Here is a 19,455-nt window from a genome sequence, read left to right on the forward strand (position 1 = left end):
ATTCCGTCGTGCAGGATACCGTGCCGGTGGATTGGGGTCATGACCGGGGTGGCGCCTGCGTGCCGGCCAACGGTCGATCAGTAGATCCACGCCATGCGTGGATGAACGCCCGGCGGCATGACTGCGGGGGTCAGAGCCCTCGCGCGGTGCGCAAGGGATCCGACCCCGACCGGATCAGCCCTGCTGGCCCAGTGCGCGCAGCAGGCCGCGGGCCTTGGCGCGGGTCTCGTCCAGTTCCTTGTCCGGGTCCGAATCGACCACGATGCCGGCGCCGGTGCGGAAGCTGACCTGGTGGCCATCCACTTCGGCGGTGCGGATCAGGATGTTCAGGTCCAGGTCGCCATCGCGGTTCAGCCAGCCGAACGCGCCGGTGTAGGCACCACGCGGCACCTGCTCCAGCTCGCTGATGATCTGCATGCAGCGCACCTTGGGGCAGCCGGTGATGGTGCCGCCCGGGAACGTGGCGGCGATCACCTCGCCCGGGGTCACATCGGGGCGCAGGTGGCCGCTGACGTTGCTGACGATGTGGTGCACATGCGCGTAGCTCTCCACCGTCATCAGCTCATCGACCACCACGGTGCCGGGCAGGCAGATGCGGCCCAGGTCATTGCGCTCCAGGTCGATCAGCATCACGTGCTCGGCACGCTCCTTGGGGTGGCCGACCAGCTCCTGGATGCGTGCGGCATCATCGTCCCCCTCGAAGCGCGGACGCGTACCGGCAATCGGACGGGTCTGCGCGTGGCCGGCATGCACCGACACCAGCCGCTCCGGCGAGGAACTGACCACATGGCGGCCGTGGGCGCTGAACAGGCCGGCGAACGGTGCCGGGTTGGCGCGGCGCAGCTGCGCGTACAGCGCCTGCGGGCTGACCGGCGCGGCAAACTGCGCGCTCCAGCGCCGCGACAGGTTCACCTGGAACACGTCGCCGGCACGCAGGTACTCGATCACCCGGCGCACGCCGTCGGTGAAGCGCTGCGGCGCATCCTCGCCCACCGCCTGCGGCGGCTGCCAGCCCTGCCCGGCCTCGGGCAGCGCGGCCGAGGCCAGTGCCACCAGCGCATCCAGCAACGCCTGCTCGCCGGCCTCGGCGATGACGAAGCTGGCGCCGTTGTGATGGTCATGCAGCACCGCGGCCGGGCAGCGCAGCGCCAGCGCGGTCGGGCGGCCGTCCTCGCGCGCACGCGCCGGCAGCACCGGTTCGATCTGGCTGGCCACTTCGTAATCGAGCATCAACGCCCAGCCGCCGCGGAACGGCAGGCTGTGGCTGCCGTCATGCGGCAGGCGTTCGCGCTGCCAGGCACGGTCCAGCACCTGCAGGAAGCTGCCGGCGTGCACCGCGTCGTGCTGGTCGCGCACCTGGCCATCCGCATCCAGTCGCAGGCCATCGCCCTGCGCGGCCAGCAGCAGGCTCCAGCGGCCCTGCGCGGTGCCCGAGGCAGTGGATTCCATCAGCAGCGGGAAGCGCGCCGGGTCATGCTGCTGCAGGGCCAGCAGATCGATCGGGTGCGGCAGCGGGTGGATCAGCGGTGCGTGGGTCATGGCGGCCAGTTCGGGGGTTCAGATGCACGGAAGCCGCCTTGCGGCGGCTCCGTAGAACGCGGCGTCGAGCATGGCCCGACGCTACAACTCGGTCAGACGCGCTTGAAGACCAGCGTGCCGTTGGTGCCGCCGAAGCCGAAGCCATTGGACATCACCACGTCGACCTTGGCCTGGCGCGCTTCGTTGGGCACGTAGTCCAGGTCGCAGCCTTCGCCCGGCTGCTGCAGGTTGATGGTCGGCGGGATGACGTTGTCCTGCAGTGCCATCACCGAGAAGATCGCTTCCACGCCGCCGGCAGCACCCAGCAGGTGGCCGGTCATCGACTTGGTGGAGCTGACCATCATCTTGTAGGCGTGGTCGCCGAAGGCGGTCTTCATCGCCATGGTCTCGCCCAGGTCGCCCAGCGGCGTGGAGGTACCGTGCGCGTTGAGGTAGCCCACCTGTTCCGGGCTCACGCCCGCGTCCTTCATAGCCATGGCCATGCAGCGCGCGGCGCCTTCGCCGTTCTCGCTCGGTGCGGTCATGTGGTACGCGTCGGAGCTGGCGCCGAAGCCGGCCAGTTCACAGTAGATCTTCGCGCCACGCGCCTTGGCGTGCTCGTACTCTTCCAGGATCAGGATGCCGGCGCCGTCGCCCAGCACGAAGCCGTCACGGTCCTTGTCCCACGGGCGCGAGGCCTGTTCCGGGGCATCGTTGCGGGTGCTCATGGCCTTCATCGCGCAGAAGCCGCCCAGCGCGGTCGGCGACGAGCCACGCTCGGCACCGCCAACCACCATCACGTCGGCGTCGCCGTACTGGATCATGCGCATCGCGGTACCGATCGAATGGTTCGAGGTCGCGCAGGCCGACACCGCCGAGAACGACGGGCCCTTCAGGCCGGTGATGATGCTCAGCTGGCCCGGCAGCATGTTGATGATGGTCTTTGGCACGTAGAAGGGCGAGATCTTCTTGCCCTCGTGGAACTCGATGGTCTGCTCTTCGATGCCGAGCAGGCCGCCGATGCCGGCGCCGACGATGGCGCCGATGCGCTCGGCATTGGCGTCGGTGATCTCCAGGCCCGAGTCGTGCAGGGCCATGAACGAGGCACCGAGGCCGTAATGGATGAACGGGTCCATCTTCTTGGCATCCTTGCCGCTGACCCGGAACTTGCCGAACAGTTCATTGTCGGCGGTGATGTCGAATCCCTTGACCTCACCGGCAATCTTGGTGGTGAACCGAGCCAGATAGGCATCCGCAACGTTGGTCAGCGGACCGATGCCCGAACGACCGTGGGTGATGCCTTCCCAGCTGCTGGCCAGATCATTGCCCAACGGCGAGACGATACCCAGGCCGGTTACGACGACGCGACGCTTCATTGCTGATTCTCCTGGCCCGGCTGATTTCAACGGGCAACGCGGTTTGCTTCGGTGTGATGCTCAAACACACGGGGCCGCAACTGCGGCCCCATGGGGTGCGGTGCGCGGCGAGCGTGGGCCCGCGCGCGCACTGCCGTCTGACATCAGGCCTTGACGTGGGCCTTGATGTAGTCGATGGCGGCCTGCACGGTGCTGATCTTCTCGGCTTCTTCGTCCGGGATCTCGCACTCGAATTCTTCTTCCAGGGCCATCACCAGCTCGACGGTGTCCAGCGAGTCAGCGCCCAGGTCATCGACGAACGATGCGCTGTTGGTGACTTCTTCTTCCTTGACGCCAAGCTGTTCGACGACGATTTTCTTGACGCGTTCTTCGATGGTGCTCATGGGATCTCGCTCCAGATGGAGTTGTGGTTCAAAAGTGGTCGCCATCAAAGGCGATGGCCGTGGGATAGTGTAGTGGAAACCGGCGCGGCCTTGCATTGCAGCAAAAACCTCCGCAGATCAACCACTTGCGGCGCAATCCCTGCGCCCCTTGCTTACGGCATGTACATGCCGCCGTTCACATGGAGGGTTTCGCCGGTGATGTAACCGGCAGCCGGGCTGGCCAGGAAGGCCACCGCATGGGCGATGTCTTCCGGCGACCCCAGGCGTTCGAGGGCGATGTCGTTGATCAGCGCGGTGCGCGCTTCTTCCGGCAACGCCTTGGTCATGTCGGTGTCGATGAAGCCAGGTGCGACAACATTGACGGTGACGCCGCGCGAACCGATTTCCTTGGCCAGCGACTTGCTGAAGCCGATGATGCCCGCCTTGGCCGCGGCGTAGTTGGCCTGGCCGGCATTGCCGGTCACGCCCACCACCGATGCGATGTTGATGATGCGGCCCTTGCGCGCCTTCATCATGCCGCGCATCACCGCCTTGCTGGTGCGGAACACGCTGGTCAGGTTGGTGTCGATGATCGACGCCCAGTCCTCGTCCTTCATGCGCATGAGCAGGTTGTCGCGGGTGATGCCGGCATTGTTGACCAGGATCGAGATCGGGCCGAATTCCTTGGCGATGCCATCGAGCACGCTGTCCAGCGCGGCGGCATCGGTGACGTTCAGCGCGCGGCCGTGACCACCGTGGGCGGCCAAGCGTTCGCCGATCGCGGCAGCGCCGGATTCAGTGGTGGCGGTACCGATGACGGTGGCGCCCTGGGCGGCCAGCAGATCGGCGATGGCGGCACCGATGCCACGGCTGGCGCCGGTGACCAGTGCGATTTCACCCTGCAGGGGCTTGCTCATGATGTTTTCCTCAGGCTGGGGCGACCGCCGCACCCGTGCCGCTTGCCGCGGCCACCGGTACGGTCGGCAGGAACAGGGGGGATCAGGCCGACCATGCCTCGCGGGCGGCTTCGAAGTCGCCCGGCGTGGCCAGCGAACGGCCGTCGATGGCCTTGTCGATGCGCTTGACCAGGCCGGTCAGCACCTTGCCCGGGCCGCACTCGGCGATCCGGGTGACGCCACGGGCAGCCAGCGCCTGCACGCACCCGGTCCACTGTACCGGCTGGTACAGCTGCTGGACCAGCGCGGTGCGGATCGCGTCGATGCCGCTGTGCACCTGGGCGTCGACGTTCTGCACCACCGGCAGCTGCGGCGCGTGCCAGGACAGGCCGGCCATCACTTCGGCCAGGCGGTTGGCGGCTTCGCGCATGAGCGGGGTGTGCGAAGGCACGCTGACGGCCAGCTTGACCGCCTTGCGCACGCCCTTCTCGGCCAGCAGCGCCAGCGCACGGTCGACCGCGTCGGCGTCGCCACCGATCACGATCTGGCCCGGCGAATTGAAGTTGGCCGGCACCACCACCTGGCTGCCTGCGGCTTCGGCGCAGACGTCCAGCACCAGCTGGTCTTCAGCGCCGAGCACGGCGGCCATGGCGCCGACACCGGCCGGTGCGGCTTCCTGCATCAGCTGGCCGCGCAGGCGCACCAGGTGCGCACCGTCATGCAGGCTCAGTGCGCCTGCGGCAACCAGGGCGGTGTACTCGCCCAGGCTGTGGCCGGCCAATACCGACGGGCGCGGGCCGCCCACGGCGTTCCAGGCGCGCCACACGCCGATGCTCGCGGCCAGCAGGGCCGGCTGGGTGTATTCGGTACGGTTGAGCATTTCCTCCGGGCCGCCCTGGGACAGCGCCCACAGGTCGACGCCGGCACCATCGGATGCCTCGGTGAAGGCTTCACGCACCTGTGGGTGCAGTTCGGCCAGCTCGGCCACCATGCCCACAGACTGCGAGCCCTGGCCGGGGAAGACAAAAGCGAGGGTGGATACGGTCACGCGGTCATCCGCTTGTTGCAATCGAAGCGGGCCATGATAAGGGGGAACATGCCGTGTCGTCTGTACGTGCGCGTATGCACGCGTATGGTGAATGGCCGGGCAAGCGCAACGGGGTCAGATCCCTTTTCCTGCGGAAAAGGGATCTGACCCCTATCAGCCTCAGCAGAACAGCTGCAGGACGTCCAGGTCGCCGTCGGCGAGGAAATCCACGCACAGGCCCACCAGCATCAACACGCCGGCGGTGCTGGCGCCGTGGGCGATGAAGATGGAATGGGCCAGCGCGCGCGCCGAACGGCCCAGCTTCATGCAGACCCGGGCCAGGCTGCGCAGGCGGCCGCTGACCGCATGCACGTGCTCGCGCACCGGCGCCTGAACGTCACCCATCGCCTCGGCCATCATCGCCTGCAGGTGCCCGGGGCGGTCGGCGTAGTACTTGGCCACGCCGTAGCCGAACATCAGCCAGTCGCGGGCCTGCGCTTCGGACAGATCCATCACTTCCAGCGGATCTTCCTCGAAATCGATGAAGCCGACCTTCTCGCCATCCCATGTGAGGTTGCGCGGCAACGGCTGGCCGAAATAGGCGCCGCGGGCATGAGCTTCAGCAATGGCCAGCATCGCCGCCATCACCAGCCGATCGCGACCGGCTTCGTCGGCTTCGCGCAGGCAGGTATTGAACGAGCTGCCGTTGTCGCCGATCACCAGCGCGGCATGACCGGTGCCCAGTACGTCCGGCACGTTCACACCCTGCGCCTGCAGTTCCGCGAGGCGGCGGGCCTCGGTTTCGCGTGCGGCGTCGCCACCGCGGTGCGGCGGCGGGCGCAGCGCATCCAGATGGAAACGGCGCGCAACAAAATTGAGCAGGCCCAGGGCCATTGCCCGGCTTCCCTTGCCGTACTGCTTCAGCCAGGCACGTTGCCCTTCGATGACGATGGGCTCAACCATGACAGGTCCTCCTTAAACGCGTTACGGCCCCGGAGGGGCCGTAACGACAAGACTTCACATTGTCGTAACTTGCACTATCAATAGCGCAGCAGGGCCGAACCCCAGGTGAAGCCGCCGCCGAAGGCCTCCAGCAGCAGCAACTGGCCACGCTCGACCTTGCCCGAACGCACCGCGGCATCCAGCGCCAGCGGCACCGAGCCGGAGGAGGTGTTGCCGTGCTTGTCGACGGTCACCACGACCTGGTCCATCGACATCTCCAGCCGCTTGGCGGTGGCTTCGATGATGCGCAGGTTGGCCTGGTGCGGGATCAGCCAGTCCAGGTCGGACTTGTCCAGGCCGTTGGCGGCCAGGGTCTCGTCCACGACCGAGTCCAGCGCCTTGACGGCGTACTTGAACACGTCGTTGCCCTTCATGTTGATGGTGCCACCACCATTGGCGCCGTCCTTGAAGCCGGTCGAAACGCCGACCGGGTTCCACAGCAGTTCCTTCTTGCTGCCATCGGCATGCAGGTGGGTGCTGAGGATGCCGGTGTCTTCGTCGGCCTTGAGCACGACAGCGCCGGCGCCATCGCCGAACAGCACGCAGGTGGTGCGATCGTTCCAGTCGACCATGCGGGTCAGCGTTTCGGTGCCGATCACCAGCACGTGCTTGCAGTCGCCGGAGCGGATGAACTTGTCGGCCACACCCAGCGCGAACACGAAGCCGGAACAGGCTGCGTTGACGTCGAAGGCGGGGCACCCGGCCACACCGAGCTTGGCCTGGATCAGGCACGCGGTGGACGGGAAAATGAGATCAGGGGTGGTCGTGCCGACCACGATCATGTCGAGCTGCGAGGCATCGATGCCTGCGGCTTCAAGCGCGCGCAGGGCGGCGTTGTAGCCAAGGTCGCTGGTGGTTTCGCCTTCGGCCGCGATGTGCCGTTCACGAATACCGGTGCGCGACTGGATCCACTCATCCGAGGTTTCGACCATTTTTTCCAGGTCGGCGTTGGTCAGGACTTTTTCCGGCAAATAGCTACCGGTGCCCGCGATCCTCGAATAGATCCGCTTGCTCATCATGTTTCCTGTTGCGCGGGCCGCCGATCACCGGCACGCCCGGGAAAGAAGGCAAAGGCCGCTGCCCGGAGGCAGCGGCCTTCCCGGCACATCAATCTTCTTCGACGGCCGAGGTCTTGGTCTGGATGACCTTCTTGCCGCGGTAGAAACCGTCGGCAGTGATGTGGTGACGCAGGTGCACTTCGCCGGTGGTCGGGTCGGTCGACAGCTGCTTGGCGCTCAGGGCGTCGTGGGCACGACGCATGCCGCGGCGGGACGGGGTGACACGGGATTTCTGCACAGCCATGGGATTGCTCCAAACTCGGTTCGATTTGCTTCGTCGTATCGTCGCGCAGGACGCCAGCGCCCAGCACACTTTCGCTTTCGCCGCAGCCGCCGACGACAATCCGGCTGCTATTGTTTCTTCAGTGCTGCCAACGCCGCAAACGGGTTGGCCTTCTTCGTTTCTTCTTCGCTCGGTGCCCAGTCCTTGTCGACTGCTTCACCGTCGGGCGACAGCGGCACCACGGGCACCGCCAGCACCAATTCGTCCTCGACCAGATCCAGCGGACGCAGCTGGCCGTCTTCCGGCACCAGCAACGCCTCGTATTCCTCCGGCAGGGACGATTCCTCGTCCTCGTCGCGGATCAGGCCAAGCCTCTGGGTCACCTTCACCGGCAACAGGAATCGCTGCATGCTGCGCTGACAGGTCAGCGGCAGCGCGGTGTCGATGGTCAGTTCCACATAGGATACCCGCAAGACGTCGTCGCGACCGAATTCAAGCGAGTAGACACACTCGCCGTCGGTATCTGCGACCAACCCCTGCAGGCGGGTCAATTCAGCCAGGGAGACCTGACCGTCGAAGCGCCTTCGCGCTACAACCATCCGCCAGGCATCCAGCGTTTCGGGCACGTTCGCGGACATAAGCCGCTGAATACTAAGGATCGCACCGCCCGCTGTCAAATGCCCGCCCTGCAGGACTTGCCGCTGGCGCCGTGGAGGGGCCAGACTGCCGCGCCCTGCCCCGGTATTGTCACATGTCACTGGTCCTGGCCTCCACCTCCCGCTACCGTCGCGAACTGCTGGAACGGCTGGGCCTGCCCTTCGACTGCGCACGCCCGGACGTGGATGAAACCCCTCTGGGCGCCGAGACCCCGCTGGCCCTGGCCACGCGCCTGGCCGCCGCCAAGGCCGCCGACGTGGCCGCCCGCCATCCGGGCGCCTGGGTGATCGGCTCGGACCAGGTGGCCGACCTGAACGGCCAGCCGCTGGGCAAGCCGGGCACGGTCGAGGCGGCCTGTGCGCAGCTGGCGGCAATGTCCGGACAGACGGTGCGCTTTCACACCGCAATCAGTCTCAGGCGGGATGGAGAATCCCTCGCCACCCTGGATCTGACCGAAGTACGCTTCCGCGTGCTGGACCCGCAGGAAATCATCCGCTACGTCGCCGCCGAGCAGCCGCTGGACTGCGCCGGCAGCTTCAAGTGCGAGGGCCTGGGCATCAGCCTGTTCGAGGCAATCGACAACCGCGACCCGACCGCGCTGGTCGGCCTGCCACTGATCGCGCTGTGCGGCCTGCTGCGCAGGGCTGGATTCGCGGTGCCGTGAACGGTGGAGCCGAGCCCTTGCTCGGCCGTTTTTTTCGAGGCTGCCCGCCATCTGTAGCAGAAGCAGCCGAGCATCGGCTCGGCTCTACAGGACCAAGGGACCTCAACGAACTTCGAACGGCTGCTCCTGCCACGCCTCCACGCTGCCGTCGCGGCCGTGCAGGCGCAGGCCAAGCCAGTGCCGCCCCGGCGCCAGCGTGGTGGTATCCAGCGATGCGTCGAAGCCCACCGCCGGATGCTGCGGATCGGTGCTGTCCGGCCAGGTGTGGCGGATGTCGAACATGCGCCCGTAGCGCGCATCGCCAATCGAATGGCCATCGACCAGCACTTCGATGCGCGCCAACCCCACGCCATCCTTGAATGCCCAGCCCTTGATGGCGAGCGTTCCGGAGACCTTCTCACCGTTGGACGGCGCATCCAGCCAGGCCATTGCCGGCGTCACGCAGGGCCCCTGCGCGCGCTGCACCGGCAGCCGGAACAGCAGGAAGCGCTGGAAACCATGATCGCTGCTGACCACGCGCGGCGCCGGCAACGGCCCCACCTGCTCGCAGATGGCGTGATAGCGCGCCAGCAGATCGCGGTAGCGCTGGTCGCTGGGTGACAGCACCAGCAGCATCGGCGCACTGCGCGGGCCTTCGTGCAGCAGGCCCCACTGTGCCAGCTGTGCGGTCCGCCCATGCTTGTCGTTGAGCGGATGCGGCAGCACCTCGATATCACCGTTGCCCAGCTGGAAGCCCAGTTCGGCACCGACCTTGAAGTTGCCCGCCAGCACACGCGTGCCCGGCGGCATCTGCCGAAGCTCGTCGCGCACCGCCACGGCCAGCGGCTGCCAGCCGGCAAAGTTGCGCGGGTAGTACTTGCTGCCGGCCATCTGCTCGCGCAGCGCCGGCGTGGACGCCATCAGGTAGTAGCCGAAAGCCAGTACGGTGCCTGCAGCTGCCAGCCACCAGCCGGTGCGGCGCAGCCAGCGTGGCCAGCCGTTGAGGACCACCGGCACGGCCACCAGCAGCGCCAGGTAGCCCGGCAACGGCCAATGGAAACTGATCCGCTCGACATCGGTGAAGAAGCCCAGCAGGAAGATCCCCAGCGTCGACACCCCGCCCACCAGGCCGAAATAGCGCCATTGCACCCGCACACCACCACCGCTGCGGGTACCCGCCAGGGCGACCTTCCACATCGCGATGCACAGGATCGGCGTCACCAGCATCGGCTGGATCACCAGGAACCACAGCCCTTCCCACTCGAACGTCCACGGGTGGCGCTCGACCACCTGGAACTTCAGGCCGGCATCATGGTTGTCCGCATTCCACGCCAGCAACGGCAGCCAGGCCAGTACACCCACCGCCAGCGCCACCCATACGCGCGGGTCGGCCAGCATGCGGCGGCCCTGCGGCAGCGCCAGCAGCGCAATGAAGCCGACACCGATGACGCCAATGAAACGGTAGTGGCTGAGCGCACCGATCAGCAGGCCCAGCGCCAGCTTCATCGCCGACGACGCATCCACGTTGTGCAGCAGGCGCGCACCGGCGTGCAGGCAGATCACCGCCGCAAGCGCCATCGGCACATCCGGCACGGCCAGCAGGCCCAGCGTGGCCGACAGCGGCATCAGCAGGGTCAGGCTGCCCGCCTGCCACCCTGCGACGTTGCCAAACCAGCGCGTGGCGATGCGCACCACCAGCAACGGCAGCAACGCACCGATGGCCAGGAACGGCAGGCGCAATGCGAGCACGTGATGGCCACCGATTTCCACGCCCAGGCGTGCAAGCCATGCTGTCAACCCCGGCAGGTCGGAATAGGCAGCGGCCAGGTGCTGGCCTTCCTGCCAATAGAACGCCTCATCGACGAACAGCGGCAGGCGTGCAGCCACCACCAGCTTGGCCGCTGTGATCAGCGTCCATAACCAGAGAAATATTGCCCGCGCGCGCTGTTCGCCTTGCATTGCTCTATGGATAATCGAGTGGATTCCAGACCTGAGACGATCATGCCAGCCTCGTCCCCCAATCCCAGCATGCTAACCGATCAACTGCGCCAGGCCCTGCGGGAGGCACAGGATCAGGTGAACGCACTGGTACTGGGCAAGGTGCCGGAAGTCAGGCTGGCCTTTGTCGCCCTGCTTTCCGGCGGCCACCTGCTCATCGAAGATCTGCCCGGGCTGGGCAAGACCACGCTGGCGCATGCATTGGCCAGCAGCCTCGGCCTCAGCTTCCAGCGCGTGCAGTTCACTTCCGACCTGTTGCCGGCGGACGTACTGGGCGTATCGGTGTACGAGGCCGGCAGCCGCCAGTTCCAGTTCCACCCCGGCCCGGTGTTCACCCACGTGCTGCTGGCCGATGAGATCAACCGCGCACCGCCGCGCACGCAGAGTGCGTTGCTGGAGGCGATGGCCGAGCAGCAGGTCACCCTGGATGGACAGACGCATCCACTGCCCGATCCATTCTTCGTGATCGCCACGCAGAACCCGGTCGACCTGTCCGGCACCTTCCCGTTGCCGGATTCGCAGCTCGATCGTTTCCTGCTGCGGCTGGCGATGGGCTACCCGAGCGTGCAGGCCGAGCGCGAGCTGCTGCGTGGCAGCGATCGCCGCGACCTGATCGCCCGCGCGGTGCCGAAGCTGGATGACACCCAGGTGCGTGCGCTGCGTGAAGCCGTTGGCCAGGTACACGCCAGCGACGCGCTGATCGACTACGTGCAGGCACTGTTGACCCGCAGCCGCCAGCATGCCGGCGTACGCGTGGGCCTGTCACCGCGCGCCGGGCTGGCCCTGCTGCGCGCCGCCAGGGCGCATGCACTGCTGCTCGGCCGCGGGCATGTGGTGCCCGAAGACGTGCAGACCCTGTTCGTGGCAGTGGCCGGCCATCGCCTGGTGGCGGAGGCCGAATCCAGCTCCGGGCCAGCACTGGCGCGGGCGATCCTGCAGACCGTCGCGGTGGACTGAAGGTGGCCACACGCTGGGCACGCATGCAGCTGCTGGCACGCCCACGCAGGCCCGAAGCCCTGCCGCAGCGACTGGATCGCCATCGCATCTATGTACTACCGACGCGCTTCGGCCTGTTCGTCGCCACCCTGCTGTCGGCGATGCTGCTGGGCGCATTGAACTACAACAACAACCCGGCCCTGCTGCTGGCCCTGTTGCTGGCCGCAGCAGCGATCGCCAGCGCCATTGCCGCGCACCTGCAGCTGTCCGGCATACAGATCGATGCAATCTCCGCCGAGCCGGTTCCGGCCGGGCACCCCCTGCGCCTGCGCGTGGACCTGTCGTTGCGCGACCCGCGCGCGCGCCACGGGCTGCACCTGCAGCTGGGCGCAAGCGAGGCGTGGGTCGCACTGCCTGCACACGGTCGCGGCGAAGTGGAGCTGGATGTCCCCAGCGAGCGCCGCGGCTGGCTGGAACTGCCGCGCATCCGCCTGTCCAGCACGCAGCCGCTGGGGCTGGTGCGGGCATGGTCGTGGGTGTGGCCGGAGCAGCCGCTGCTGGTCTATCCACTGGCCGAGGCACTGGCACCACCCCTTCCGGAAAGTGGCAGCGATCCACTGCACACCCGCGCCCATGCCAGTGGCGAAGAGCTGCACCAGCTGCGACCCTATCGTGCCGGCGACGCCCCGCGCAGCATTGCCTGGAAACACTCGGCGCGCCGCGACAGCCTGCTGGTACGCGAATACGAGAAGCCGATCGGCATCGAAGTGGTGCTGGACTGGCGCACGCTGGCGCCGCTGGGCCATGAAGCACGCATCGCGCGGTTGGCACGCTGGGTCGACATGGCCGAGCGCGAAGGCCGGCGCTACACGCTGCTGCTTCCAGCCCATCCCCCGTTCGGGCCCGGCCAGGGCGCCAGCCACCACCACCTGTGCCTGCGCGCACTGGCGCTGATGCCCCATGACTGAGCCTGCCGTCCTGCTCGATCGCAACGCCCGCAGCTGGACCCTGGCCAGCGCAGCGCTGGCGCTGCTGCCACTGCTGCTGCAGCTGCCGCCGGTGCTGGCCGTCGTGATCGCGATCACCGCCGTGCTGACCGCTGCGCTTTCCTGGCGGCGGGTGCTGCCGATGCCGGTGCGCCTGCTGCTGGTGCTGGCCATGCTCGCCACCATCGTCTGGCAGATGGGCATGGTGCGGCCGGGGCGTGATACCGGCTGTGCGCTGCTGGCGGCGATGCTGGCCATCAAATCCAGCGAACTGCGCAACCTGCGTGATGCGCGCAGCCTGCTCGGTTTCGCGCTGTTCTCGCCGTTCGCGGCCTTCCTGCTCGACCAGGGCCCGCTGACCACGGGACTGGCTGCGCTGGCCGCGGTTGCCGCACTGCTGGCCCTGCAACGCCTGGCCCAGGACGAGGGCCGCAGCCCACGCCTGCCACTGCACGGTCAACTGCGCGGCGTCGGCCGCCTGCTTGGCATCGGCCTGCCGCTGGCACTGGCCTGCTTCTGGCTGTTCCCGCGCTTGTCCACGCCGTTGTGGGGCGTACCCGAACGAGCGGTGGGTACGCCCGGCCTGGCTGACAGCATGGCGCCGGACCAATGGCTGGACCTGATGGCCGACGACACCCCGGCGCTGCGCGTGCAGTTCTTCGGCGCCGTGCCCGAGCCCACGCAGCGCTATTGGCGCGGCCCGGTGCTGACTTCCTTCGATGGCCACCGCTGGAGCCGCGATCGCGCGACGGCCCGGCGCCCCGCCCCCGTGGTCGAAGCCACCGCACAGGGATGGGACTACCAGATCGACTACGAACCCACCGACCGTCGCCTGCTGGTGGCCCTGGACCTGCCCAGCCGCGCACCGGAAGGCAGCAGTTTCGATGCGGACATGAGCCTGCGCAGCGACCGCACGCTGTCCGCGCTCAGCCGCTGGCGGTTGCATTCGGCGCCTCCGCAACGGTTCGACACCGATCTGTCGCCCTACCTGCGCCGTGCCGCGCTGCAGCTTCCCCCCGGCTTCAATCCGCGCACCGCCCAGCTGGCACGGCAATGGCGGCAGGAGGCCGGCAACGATGACGAAGCCATCGTCCGCCGAGCGCTGCAGTGGATCACCCGCGACTTCTCCTACACGCTCGATACCCCGGTGGCCGGGCGCGATCCGGTCGACGATTTCCTGTTCAACTACAAGGCCGGCTTCTGCCAGCACTTCAGCTCGGCCTTCGTGGTGCTGATGCGCAACGCCGGCATTCCGGCCCGGGTGGTGACCGGCTTCGCAGGTGGCACCCGCAACCGCATCGGGGACTACTGGGTAGTGCGGCGCATGGACGCCCACGCCTGGGCCGAAGTCTGGCTGCCCCAGCGCGGCTGGGTCCGGGTGGACCCGACTGCGGCCGTGGCACCGGAACGCATCCTGGACACGCTGGACGACCGCTTGCAGGCCGGCACGGACACCCCGCTGCAGCAGCGCTGGCTGCAGCTGGGGCAGATGGGTGACTGGCTGCGCCGTGGCTGGAACGACCTGGTGCTTTCCTTCGACGCACGCCGTCAGCAGCAGCTGCTCAGGCCGTTCGGGCTGGATGATCTCGGGCCGGCGCAGCTGGTGGCCGGCTTCGTGGTCGCCGCACTGCTGGCATTGGCATGGATGGCCTGGCTGCTGGCCCGCGGCGAGCGCGAGCGCGACCCGCTGCTGCGCGCCTGGCACCGGCTGGGGCGGCGCTATGCGCGCCTTGGCCTGGCCCGCGCCCCCCACGAGACGGCATGCGACTGGTCACGACGGGTACACGCCGTGCGCCCCGACCCCGCCCTGCTGGCACTCAGCCAGCGTTTCGCCGACGCGCGTTACGCTGGAACTTGCACCGACCTCGCTTCATTATTGCGGGACCTGCGCAGGCATCGCCCGACTTCCGGAGCCTTCCCATGAACACCAAGTTCCTCCTCACCGCTGTGGCCACGCTGGCCCTGTCGGCCTGCGCCACGGCCCCCAAGCCGCTGCAGGGACAGTTCAGCCTGGTCTCCCCGCGCGACTCGGTCGCCACCCAGCAGGTCGGCACGCCGGTCCGATGGGGTGGTCGCATCATCGAGACCAAGCCCGGCCAGGGCGAGACCTGCTTCCAGATGATCTCGCGCCCCCTCAACGCCAGTGGCCGCCCGAACACCACCTCGTCCGACGCCAGCGACGGCCGCTTCATTGCCTGCCGCGCCGGCTTCTACGACCCGGCCGTGTTTGAAGCCGGCCGCGACGTGACCTTCATCGGCAAGATCGACGGCTACCAGAACACCCGCATCGGGGAGTACGACTATCGCCTGCCGAAGCTGTCGGCCGATGTGATCTACCTGTGGCCGGAACAGCGCCAGGTCGATGTGGTGCCCTACCCCTATGGCCCGTGGGGCCCGGGCCCGTATGGCCCGTACTGGGGTGGTTACGGCCGTTGGGGCTGGTGGTGATCGCCACCGGCCATGCGTGATCGAAAAAGGCCGCCTTCGGGCGGCCTTTTTTTCATCCACGCATCGCATGGATCCACTGCGGGCAATGGTGGATGCCGGGCGCTCAGCGCCCCGGCGTACCGAAATGCCCCAGCGGCGCACCGGCCAGCAGGTGCATGTGGATGTGGAACACGGTCTGCCCGGCATCCTCGCGGCAGTTCATCACGATGCGGTAGCCGTCCTGCGCGAACCCTTCGCGGCGCGCATATTCGGCGGCAGCCAGAGCAAGCTTCCCGATCAGGTGCGCCTGCGACGGCTGCAGGTCGTCCAGGGTCGGGATGATCTCGTTCTTCGGAATGAACAGTACGTGCACCGGCGCCTGCGGTGCGATGTCCTTGAAGCCCAGCACCTCGTCGTCCTCGTAGACGATGGTGGCCGGGATCTCGCGACGGATGATCTTGCTGAAGAGGGTTTCGTTGCTCATGGTCGGCCTCGGCGGGAGTGTCTTCCGCATTGTAGGCCGGCCGCGCCGGGCGATGCCCGGGTGGCGCTCAATCGCGGAATTCGCTGCGCGTTCCGAACGCGTGCGACAGCGTGCCGCGGTCAACGTATTCAAGCTCGCCACCGAGCGGCAGGCCCTGTGCCAGCCGGCTGGGCTGCACCTTGCGCGCGCGCGCCAGCTGCGCCAGGTAGTGCGCGGTGGCTTCGCCTTCGACGGTGGCACTGGTGGCGATGATCAGCTCCTGCACCTCACCTTCGGCCAGACGCTGCTCCAGCTGCTCCAGGCCCAGCTCGCGCGGGCCGATGCCATCGAGCGGCGACAGCCGGCCCTGCAGCACGAAGTAGACACCGCGGAAGCCGGTGGCGTTTTCGATGGCCAGGCGGTCGGCCGGCGATTCGACCACGCACAGCTGGCTGCGCTCGCGGCTGCTGTTGGCACAGGTCGGGCACAGCTCGGTTTCGCTGAAGTCGCGGCACTGCGCGCAGTGGCCGATGCGCTCCACCGCCAGCGCCAGGGCTTCGGCCAGTCGCTGGCCACCTTCGCGCTCGCGCTCGAGCAGGTGGTAGGCCATGCGCTGTGCGGTCTTCTGGCCCACGCCAGGCAGCACCCGCAGTGCGTCGATCAATTGTTCAAGCAGGGGTGCGGACACGGCGGCATGCTTTCATGGCGTCGAGCAGGCTCGACAGCTACAGATTCTGTGGCACCCGCTTGCACGGGTGCCACGCTGGCAATCAGAACGGCAGCTTCATGCCCGGCGGCAGCTGCATGCCGGCGGTGGCCGAACCCATCTTCGACTTCGACTCGGCGTCGATCTTGTTCGAAGCGTCGTTGAAGGCGGCGGCGATCAGGTCTTCCAGCATCTCCGGGTCGCTGGTCAGCGACGGGTCGATGCGCACCTTGCGGCATTCCTTGGCACCGGTCAGGGTCACGCTGACCATGCCGCCGCCGGCACTGCCGGTCACTTCGATCTTGGCGATTTCTTCCTGGGCCTTCTGCAGGTTTTCCTGCATCTTCTGGGCCTGCTGCATCAGTTGGGCGATGTTTCCGCGCATGGTGTCTTACTCGTCAAAAGAACGGATGGAATCGGAAACAACCCGGGCACCGTGCTGCTGGATCAGCACCTGCACTTCCGGGTCGTCCATGAAAACGGCCTCTGCCACCTGCTGCCGCTCGCCACGCTGGCGGTCGGCCCGCTGATGCAGGGTCTCGGCCGGAACGTGTTCGGTTTCCACGGTCTCGACCACGATCTTCGGCGCCTGGCCAAGGGCCTTCTGCAGCATCTCGCCCAGGGCAGCCAGCGCGCGCTCCGAGCGCAGGTATTCAAATCCGGGCGAAAGGCCCAGTTTCAAGGTCCCGTGCTGGCAGCTGATGAACGCGGCGTTGGCGGCCAGCTGCCGCGAGGGGCCGCTCAGGCCGCTGTTGGCGACCAGGTCCAGCCAGTCTTCGGCCGTGGCCAGCTCGCTGACACCTTCCTGCGGCGCGGCGGCATGCGCCGGGGCCGGCTTGGCATGTTCGGCCGGCGCAATGGCAATGCCTTCGGCGCGGAACGGGCGCTCGGGCGGCGCAGGCTCGCTGGGAGCCGCGACGGGAGCCGGCGGTTCGTGCCAGGGCGCAGCCATGGCGGCGTCCGGGCCGGACATCTCGGCCGCCAATGCCTCGTCACGCGCCTCGGCTTCGTCAGTGGCCCACGGCGGCAGGTCGTCGCCTGCCTCTGCAGTGACGGCAGGCGCCGGCACCTGTGGCTCAGCCTTCACCGGCGGCGGCGACACGGGCTCTTCCACCGGAACCGGCTCGGGCTCCGGCGTCGGGTCTGGTTCCGGTTGCGGGGCCGGTTCGGGCTCGGGTTCAGGTTCGCGCGGCGCGGCCTGCACCGGCGCGGCGGCCTGCGCCGCTACCGCCGGGCTGCCCGAAGCGGCAGCAGCGGCCGGCGTCGCATCGCGGCTACCGGTACCGGCGCCACCACCGGCAGCGTTGCCACCCGGCGTGCCGCCCAACGCACCGTCGACGGCCTTCGGCACCGGCGGTACCGCTGCGGCCGGACGGAACGCCAGCATGCGCAGCACGGCCATTTCAAAGCCCGCGCGCGGGCTGGGTGCCAGCGGCAGGTCGCGGCGGCCATTCAAGGCCATCTGGTACCAGAGCTGCACCACTTCCGGGCGCAGGCGCTCGGCGAATGCGGCGACATCCAGGCCTTCCGCCGCAGCAGCGCCCGGCACCAGCTGCTGCACCTGGATGCGGTGCAGCCCTTCGGCCAGCGCTTCCAGCACACCACTCCAGTCCGGCGAGAACTCTGCCAGCGCGGCTACCACCTGCAGCAGGCGCGGGCCATCGCCGTCGGCCAGCGCATCGAGCATCGCCGCCACCTGGGTGCGGTCCACGGTACCCAGCATGGTGCGCACCACGTCCTCACGCAGCGCGCCGCCGGCATAGGCGATCGCCTGGTCCAGCAGTGACAGGCCATCGCGCAGGCTGCCGTCAGCGGCCTTGGCCAGCTGCACGATGGCGCTGCCATCGGCCTCGATCGCTTCCGCCGCCAGGATGCGGGTCATCTGGCCCTGGATCTGGTCTTCATCCAGGCGCTTGAGGTTGAACTGCAGGCAGCGGCTGAGCACGGTGACCGGCAGCTTCTGCGGATCGGTGGTGGCCAGCAGGAACTTCACGTGCTCCGGCGGTTCTTCCAGCGTCTTCAGCAGCGCGTTGAACGCCGCCTTGGACAGCATGTGCACTTCGTCGATCAGGTAGACCTTGTACTTGCCGCGCGAGGGCATGTACTGCGCGTTCTCGATCACCTCGCGCACGTCATCCACACCGGTGTTGGACGCGGCGTCGATTTCCAGCAGGTCGATGTAGCGGCCGGCGTCGATGTCCAGGCAGGCCGCGCACTGGCCGCACGGGTCGGCGCTGGTACCCTGCTCGCAGTTCAGCGACTTGGCGAAGATGCGCGCGATGGTGGTCTTGCCCACGCCGCGGGTGCCGGTGAACAGGAACGCGTGGTGGACCCGGCCGCTGTCCAGCGCGTTGCTGAGCGCACGGACCACGTGTTCCTGGCCCACCAGCTCGGCGAAACGCTTCGGACGCCACTTGCGGGCAAGGACGAGATAGGACATCAGGCCACCGTTTTCCATCGGATGTTCCATTGTGCCATGCCTGTCCAGCCCCCTCGCCACCCATGGCCATGGATACGCCGTCGATCGGGGTGCTTGTGTCCGGCCGCGCCGCCCGCTAGAATCTGCGCCCCTGCTGAGGCGTTTGCCGATGGCAGGGATCCGGAGAGGTGTCCGAGTGGTTGAAGGAGCACGCCTGGAAAGTGTGTAAGCGTCTAAACCGCGCTTCGGGGGTTCGAATCCCCCTCTCTCCGCCAGACAAATGAAGAAGCCGCCCTCTGGGCGGCTTTTTTATTTGGCTGGCGGAGAGCATCGGGCGAGAGAAGCCCTGCCGGGGTTCGACGGTTCTGCAGGAGCAGAACCGGACCGCCGAAGGCGGGTCCCGGGGCGCAGCGCGCACCGGGATCGGGTGCATGGATGCACCCGACAATCCCCCTCTCTCCGCCAGATAACTGAAAAAGGCTGCCTTCGGGCAGCCTTTTTCACTTATCTGCCGCGGGATGCGAAGTGCGCTGCGCGCGCTTCGCCCCAAACGTTGCTGCGCAACGTTCGGCCCCCTCCCCTTGCCGGCCTCTCCCCGCCCCTCTCCGGCCAGCCCCTCAACAGAGGGGCCTGTTGCTCCAGATCCATCAATGGGTTTCCGCCCTGCGGGGATGCCTGGTCGGCTGTACCTCGCAGAAGCCACTGGCGGGAGATGCGAAGTGCGCTGCGCGCGCTTCGCCCCAAACGTTGCTGCGCAA

The 19,455-nt window shown here is 67.7% G+C and carries 19 protein-coding genes and 1 tRNA gene; 6 read left to right on the plus strand and 14 right to left on the minus strand.

What is annotated here, in order from left to right:
- Positions 1–174 precede the first annotated feature (174 nt).
- The 9 genes from AC5P53_RS12555 to AC5P53_RS12595 all read right to left on the minus strand — a co-directional run bounded on the left by AC5P53_RS12555 (position 175) and on the right by AC5P53_RS12595 (position 8,100).
- Positions 175–1,539, minus strand: a complete 1,365-nt coding sequence (locus AC5P53_RS12555) for an aminodeoxychorismate synthase component I (protein ID WP_049441024.1) — start codon at positions 1,537–1,539, stop codon at positions 175–177.
- Positions 1,540–1,631: 92 nt separating this feature from the next.
- Positions 1,632–2,894 carry a beta-ketoacyl-ACP synthase II gene (fabF, locus tag AC5P53_RS12560; RefSeq protein ID WP_495227399.1) on the minus strand — a complete coding sequence of 421 codons (1,263 nt, stop codon included), beginning with the start codon at positions 2,892–2,894 and terminating at the stop codon, positions 1,632–1,634.
- 143 nt (positions 2,895–3,037) lie between these two features.
- Positions 3,038–3,277: an acyl carrier protein gene (gene acpP, locus AC5P53_RS12565; RefSeq protein ID WP_005415509.1), complete on the minus strand. Its 240-nt coding sequence runs from the start codon at positions 3,275–3,277 to the stop codon at positions 3,038–3,040.
- A 152-nt stretch (positions 3,278–3,429) separates the two neighbouring features.
- Positions 3,430–4,173, minus strand: coding sequence for a 3-oxoacyl-ACP reductase FabG (fabG, locus tag AC5P53_RS12570; RefSeq protein WP_005408312.1), 744 nt, complete (start codon positions 4,171–4,173; stop codon positions 3,430–3,432).
- 82 nt (positions 4,174–4,255) lie between these two features.
- On the minus strand, positions 4,256–5,200 hold the full coding sequence (gene fabD / locus AC5P53_RS12575; protein ID WP_032958546.1) for an ACP S-malonyltransferase: 945 nt from the start codon (positions 5,198–5,200) through the stop codon (positions 4,256–4,258).
- A 159-nt stretch (positions 5,201–5,359) separates the two neighbouring features.
- Positions 5,360–6,142: a BUD32 family EKC/KEOPS complex subunit gene (locus AC5P53_RS12580; protein ID WP_014646187.1), complete on the minus strand. Its 783-nt coding sequence runs from the start codon at positions 6,140–6,142 to the stop codon at positions 5,360–5,362.
- A gap of 77 nt (positions 6,143–6,219) precedes the next feature.
- Positions 6,220–7,197: a beta-ketoacyl-ACP synthase III gene (locus tag AC5P53_RS12585; protein WP_014646186.1), complete on the minus strand. Its 978-nt coding sequence runs from the start codon at positions 7,195–7,197 to the stop codon at positions 6,220–6,222.
- A gap of 91 nt (positions 7,198–7,288) precedes the next feature.
- Positions 7,289–7,483 (minus strand): 50S ribosomal protein L32, encoded by a 195-nt coding sequence (rpmF, locus tag AC5P53_RS12590; protein ID WP_004154640.1) that lies wholly within the window; start codon positions 7,481–7,483, stop codon positions 7,289–7,291.
- 107 nt (positions 7,484–7,590) lie between these two features.
- Positions 7,591–8,100 (minus strand): YceD family protein, encoded by a 510-nt coding sequence (locus AC5P53_RS12595; RefSeq protein WP_049404889.1) that lies wholly within the window; start codon positions 8,098–8,100, stop codon positions 7,591–7,593.
- Positions 8,101–8,213: 113 nt separating this feature from the next.
- Here AC5P53_RS12595 and AC5P53_RS12600 point away from each other — a divergent pair, with 113 nt between their 5' ends.
- Complete coding sequence (locus tag AC5P53_RS12600; RefSeq protein WP_046429198.1) at positions 8,214–8,783, plus strand: Maf family protein; 570 nt, start codon at positions 8,214–8,216, stop codon at positions 8,781–8,783.
- Between the two features lie 102 nt (positions 8,784–8,885).
- Here the strand turns inward: AC5P53_RS12600 and AC5P53_RS12605 are convergent, their stop codons facing one another.
- Positions 8,886–10,721: a glycosyltransferase family 39 protein gene (locus AC5P53_RS12605; RefSeq protein ID WP_049441029.1), complete on the minus strand. Its 1,836-nt coding sequence runs from the start codon at positions 10,719–10,721 to the stop codon at positions 8,886–8,888.
- Positions 10,722–10,763: 42 nt separating this feature from the next.
- Here AC5P53_RS12605 and AC5P53_RS12610 point away from each other — a divergent pair, with 42 nt between their 5' ends.
- Genes AC5P53_RS12610 through AC5P53_RS12625 form a run of 4 tightly spaced genes read left to right on the plus strand, consistent with a single transcriptional unit; the run spans position 10,764 to position 15,130 of the window.
- Entirely contained in the window at positions 10,764–11,717 is a 954-nt protein-coding gene (locus AC5P53_RS12610; protein WP_032958559.1) for an AAA family ATPase, read from the plus strand.
- A 23-nt stretch (positions 11,718–11,740) separates the two neighbouring features.
- Entirely contained in the window at positions 11,741–12,664 is a 924-nt protein-coding gene (locus AC5P53_RS12615; RefSeq protein WP_049441032.1) for a DUF58 domain-containing protein, read from the plus strand.
- Positions 12,657–14,606 carry a transglutaminase TgpA family protein gene (locus tag AC5P53_RS12620; protein WP_049441036.1) on the plus strand — a complete coding sequence of 650 codons (1,950 nt, stop codon included), beginning with the start codon at positions 12,657–12,659 and terminating at the stop codon, positions 14,604–14,606. The genes AC5P53_RS12615 and AC5P53_RS12620 overlap by 8 nt, the downstream gene beginning before the upstream one ends.
- Complete coding sequence (locus AC5P53_RS12625) at positions 14,603–15,130, plus strand: Slp family lipoprotein (protein WP_014036182.1); 528 nt, start codon at positions 14,603–14,605, stop codon at positions 15,128–15,130. Before AC5P53_RS12620 ends, AC5P53_RS12625 begins: the two co-directional genes overlap by 4 nt.
- Positions 15,131–15,233: 103 nt before the next feature.
- On the opposite strand, the gene AC5P53_RS12630 is transcribed toward AC5P53_RS12625, so the two are convergent.
- The 4 genes from AC5P53_RS12630 to dnaX all read right to left on the minus strand — a co-directional run bounded on the left by AC5P53_RS12630 (position 15,234) and on the right by dnaX (position 18,736).
- On the minus strand, positions 15,234–15,593 hold the full coding sequence (locus AC5P53_RS12630) for a histidine triad nucleotide-binding protein (protein ID WP_014646179.1): 360 nt from the start codon (positions 15,591–15,593) through the stop codon (positions 15,234–15,236).
- A 67-nt stretch (positions 15,594–15,660) separates the two neighbouring features.
- Complete coding sequence (gene recR, locus AC5P53_RS12635) at positions 15,661–16,260, minus strand: recombination mediator RecR (protein WP_049441038.1); 600 nt, start codon at positions 16,258–16,260, stop codon at positions 15,661–15,663.
- Between the two features lie 82 nt (positions 16,261–16,342).
- Positions 16,343–16,663, minus strand: coding sequence for a YbaB/EbfC family nucleoid-associated protein (locus AC5P53_RS12640; RefSeq protein WP_005408298.1), 321 nt, complete (start codon positions 16,661–16,663; stop codon positions 16,343–16,345).
- Between the two features lie 6 nt (positions 16,664–16,669).
- Positions 16,670–18,736, minus strand: a complete 2,067-nt coding sequence (dnaX, locus tag AC5P53_RS12645) for a DNA polymerase III subunit gamma/tau (protein WP_046429188.1) — start codon at positions 18,734–18,736, stop codon at positions 16,670–16,672.
- A 143-nt stretch (positions 18,737–18,879) separates the two neighbouring features.
- On the opposite strand from dnaX, the gene AC5P53_RS12650 reads away from it, so the two are divergent.
- Positions 18,880–18,972 (plus strand) — tRNA-Ser (locus tag AC5P53_RS12650).
- Positions 18,973–19,455 lie beyond the last annotated feature (483 nt).

It is taken from the genome of Stenotrophomonas sp. YJH_SMC_82, assembly GCF_059368875.1.

Coding starts and splice junctions, on each gene's coding strand:
- AC5P53_RS12555 (WP_049441024.1), bottom strand. CDS start 1,539: ATGACCCACGCACCGCTGATCCACCCGCTGCCGCACCCGATCGATCTG.
- fabF (WP_495227399.1), bottom strand. CDS start 2,894: ATGAAGCGTCGCGTCGTCGTAACCGGCCTGGGTATCGTCTCGCCGTTG.
- acpP (WP_005415509.1), bottom strand. CDS start 3,277: ATGAGCACCATCGAAGAACGCGTCAAGAAAATCGTCGTCGAACAGCTT.
- fabG (WP_005408312.1), bottom strand. CDS start 4,173: ATGAGCAAGCCCCTGCAGGGTGAAATCGCACTGGTCACCGGCGCCAGC.
- AC5P53_RS12580 (WP_014646187.1), bottom strand. CDS start 6,142: ATGGTTGAGCCCATCGTCATCGAAGGGCAACGTGCCTGGCTGAAGCAG.
- AC5P53_RS12585 (WP_014646186.1), bottom strand. CDS start 7,197: ATGAGCAAGCGGATCTATTCGAGGATCGCGGGCACCGGTAGCTATTTG.
- rpmF (WP_004154640.1), bottom strand. CDS start 7,483: ATGGCTGTGCAGAAATCCCGTGTCACCCCGTCCCGCCGCGGCATGCGT.
- AC5P53_RS12595 (WP_049404889.1), bottom strand. CDS start 8,100: ATGTCCGCGAACGTGCCCGAAACGCTGGATGCCTGGCGGATGGTTGTA.
- AC5P53_RS12600 (WP_046429198.1), top strand. CDS start 8,214: ATGTCACTGGTCCTGGCCTCCACCTCCCGCTACCGTCGCGAACTGCTG.
- AC5P53_RS12605 (WP_049441029.1), bottom strand. CDS start 10,721: ATGCAAGGCGAACAGCGCGCGCGGGCAATATTTCTCTGGTTATGGACG.
- AC5P53_RS12610 (WP_032958559.1), top strand. CDS start 10,764: ATGCCAGCCTCGTCCCCCAATCCCAGCATGCTAACCGATCAACTGCGC.
- AC5P53_RS12615 (WP_049441032.1), top strand. CDS start 11,741: ATGCAGCTGCTGGCACGCCCACGCAGGCCCGAAGCCCTGCCGCAGCGA.
- AC5P53_RS12620 (WP_049441036.1), top strand. CDS start 12,657: ATGACTGAGCCTGCCGTCCTGCTCGATCGCAACGCCCGCAGCTGGACC.
- AC5P53_RS12625 (WP_014036182.1), top strand. CDS start 14,603: ATGAACACCAAGTTCCTCCTCACCGCTGTGGCCACGCTGGCCCTGTCG.
- AC5P53_RS12630 (WP_014646179.1), bottom strand. CDS start 15,593: ATGAGCAACGAAACCCTCTTCAGCAAGATCATCCGTCGCGAGATCCCG.
- AC5P53_RS12640 (WP_005408298.1), bottom strand. CDS start 16,663: ATGCGCGGAAACATCGCCCAACTGATGCAGCAGGCCCAGAAGATGCAG.
- dnaX (WP_046429188.1), bottom strand. CDS start 18,736: ATGGAAAACGGTGGCCTGATGTCCTATCTCGTCCTTGCCCGCAAGTGG.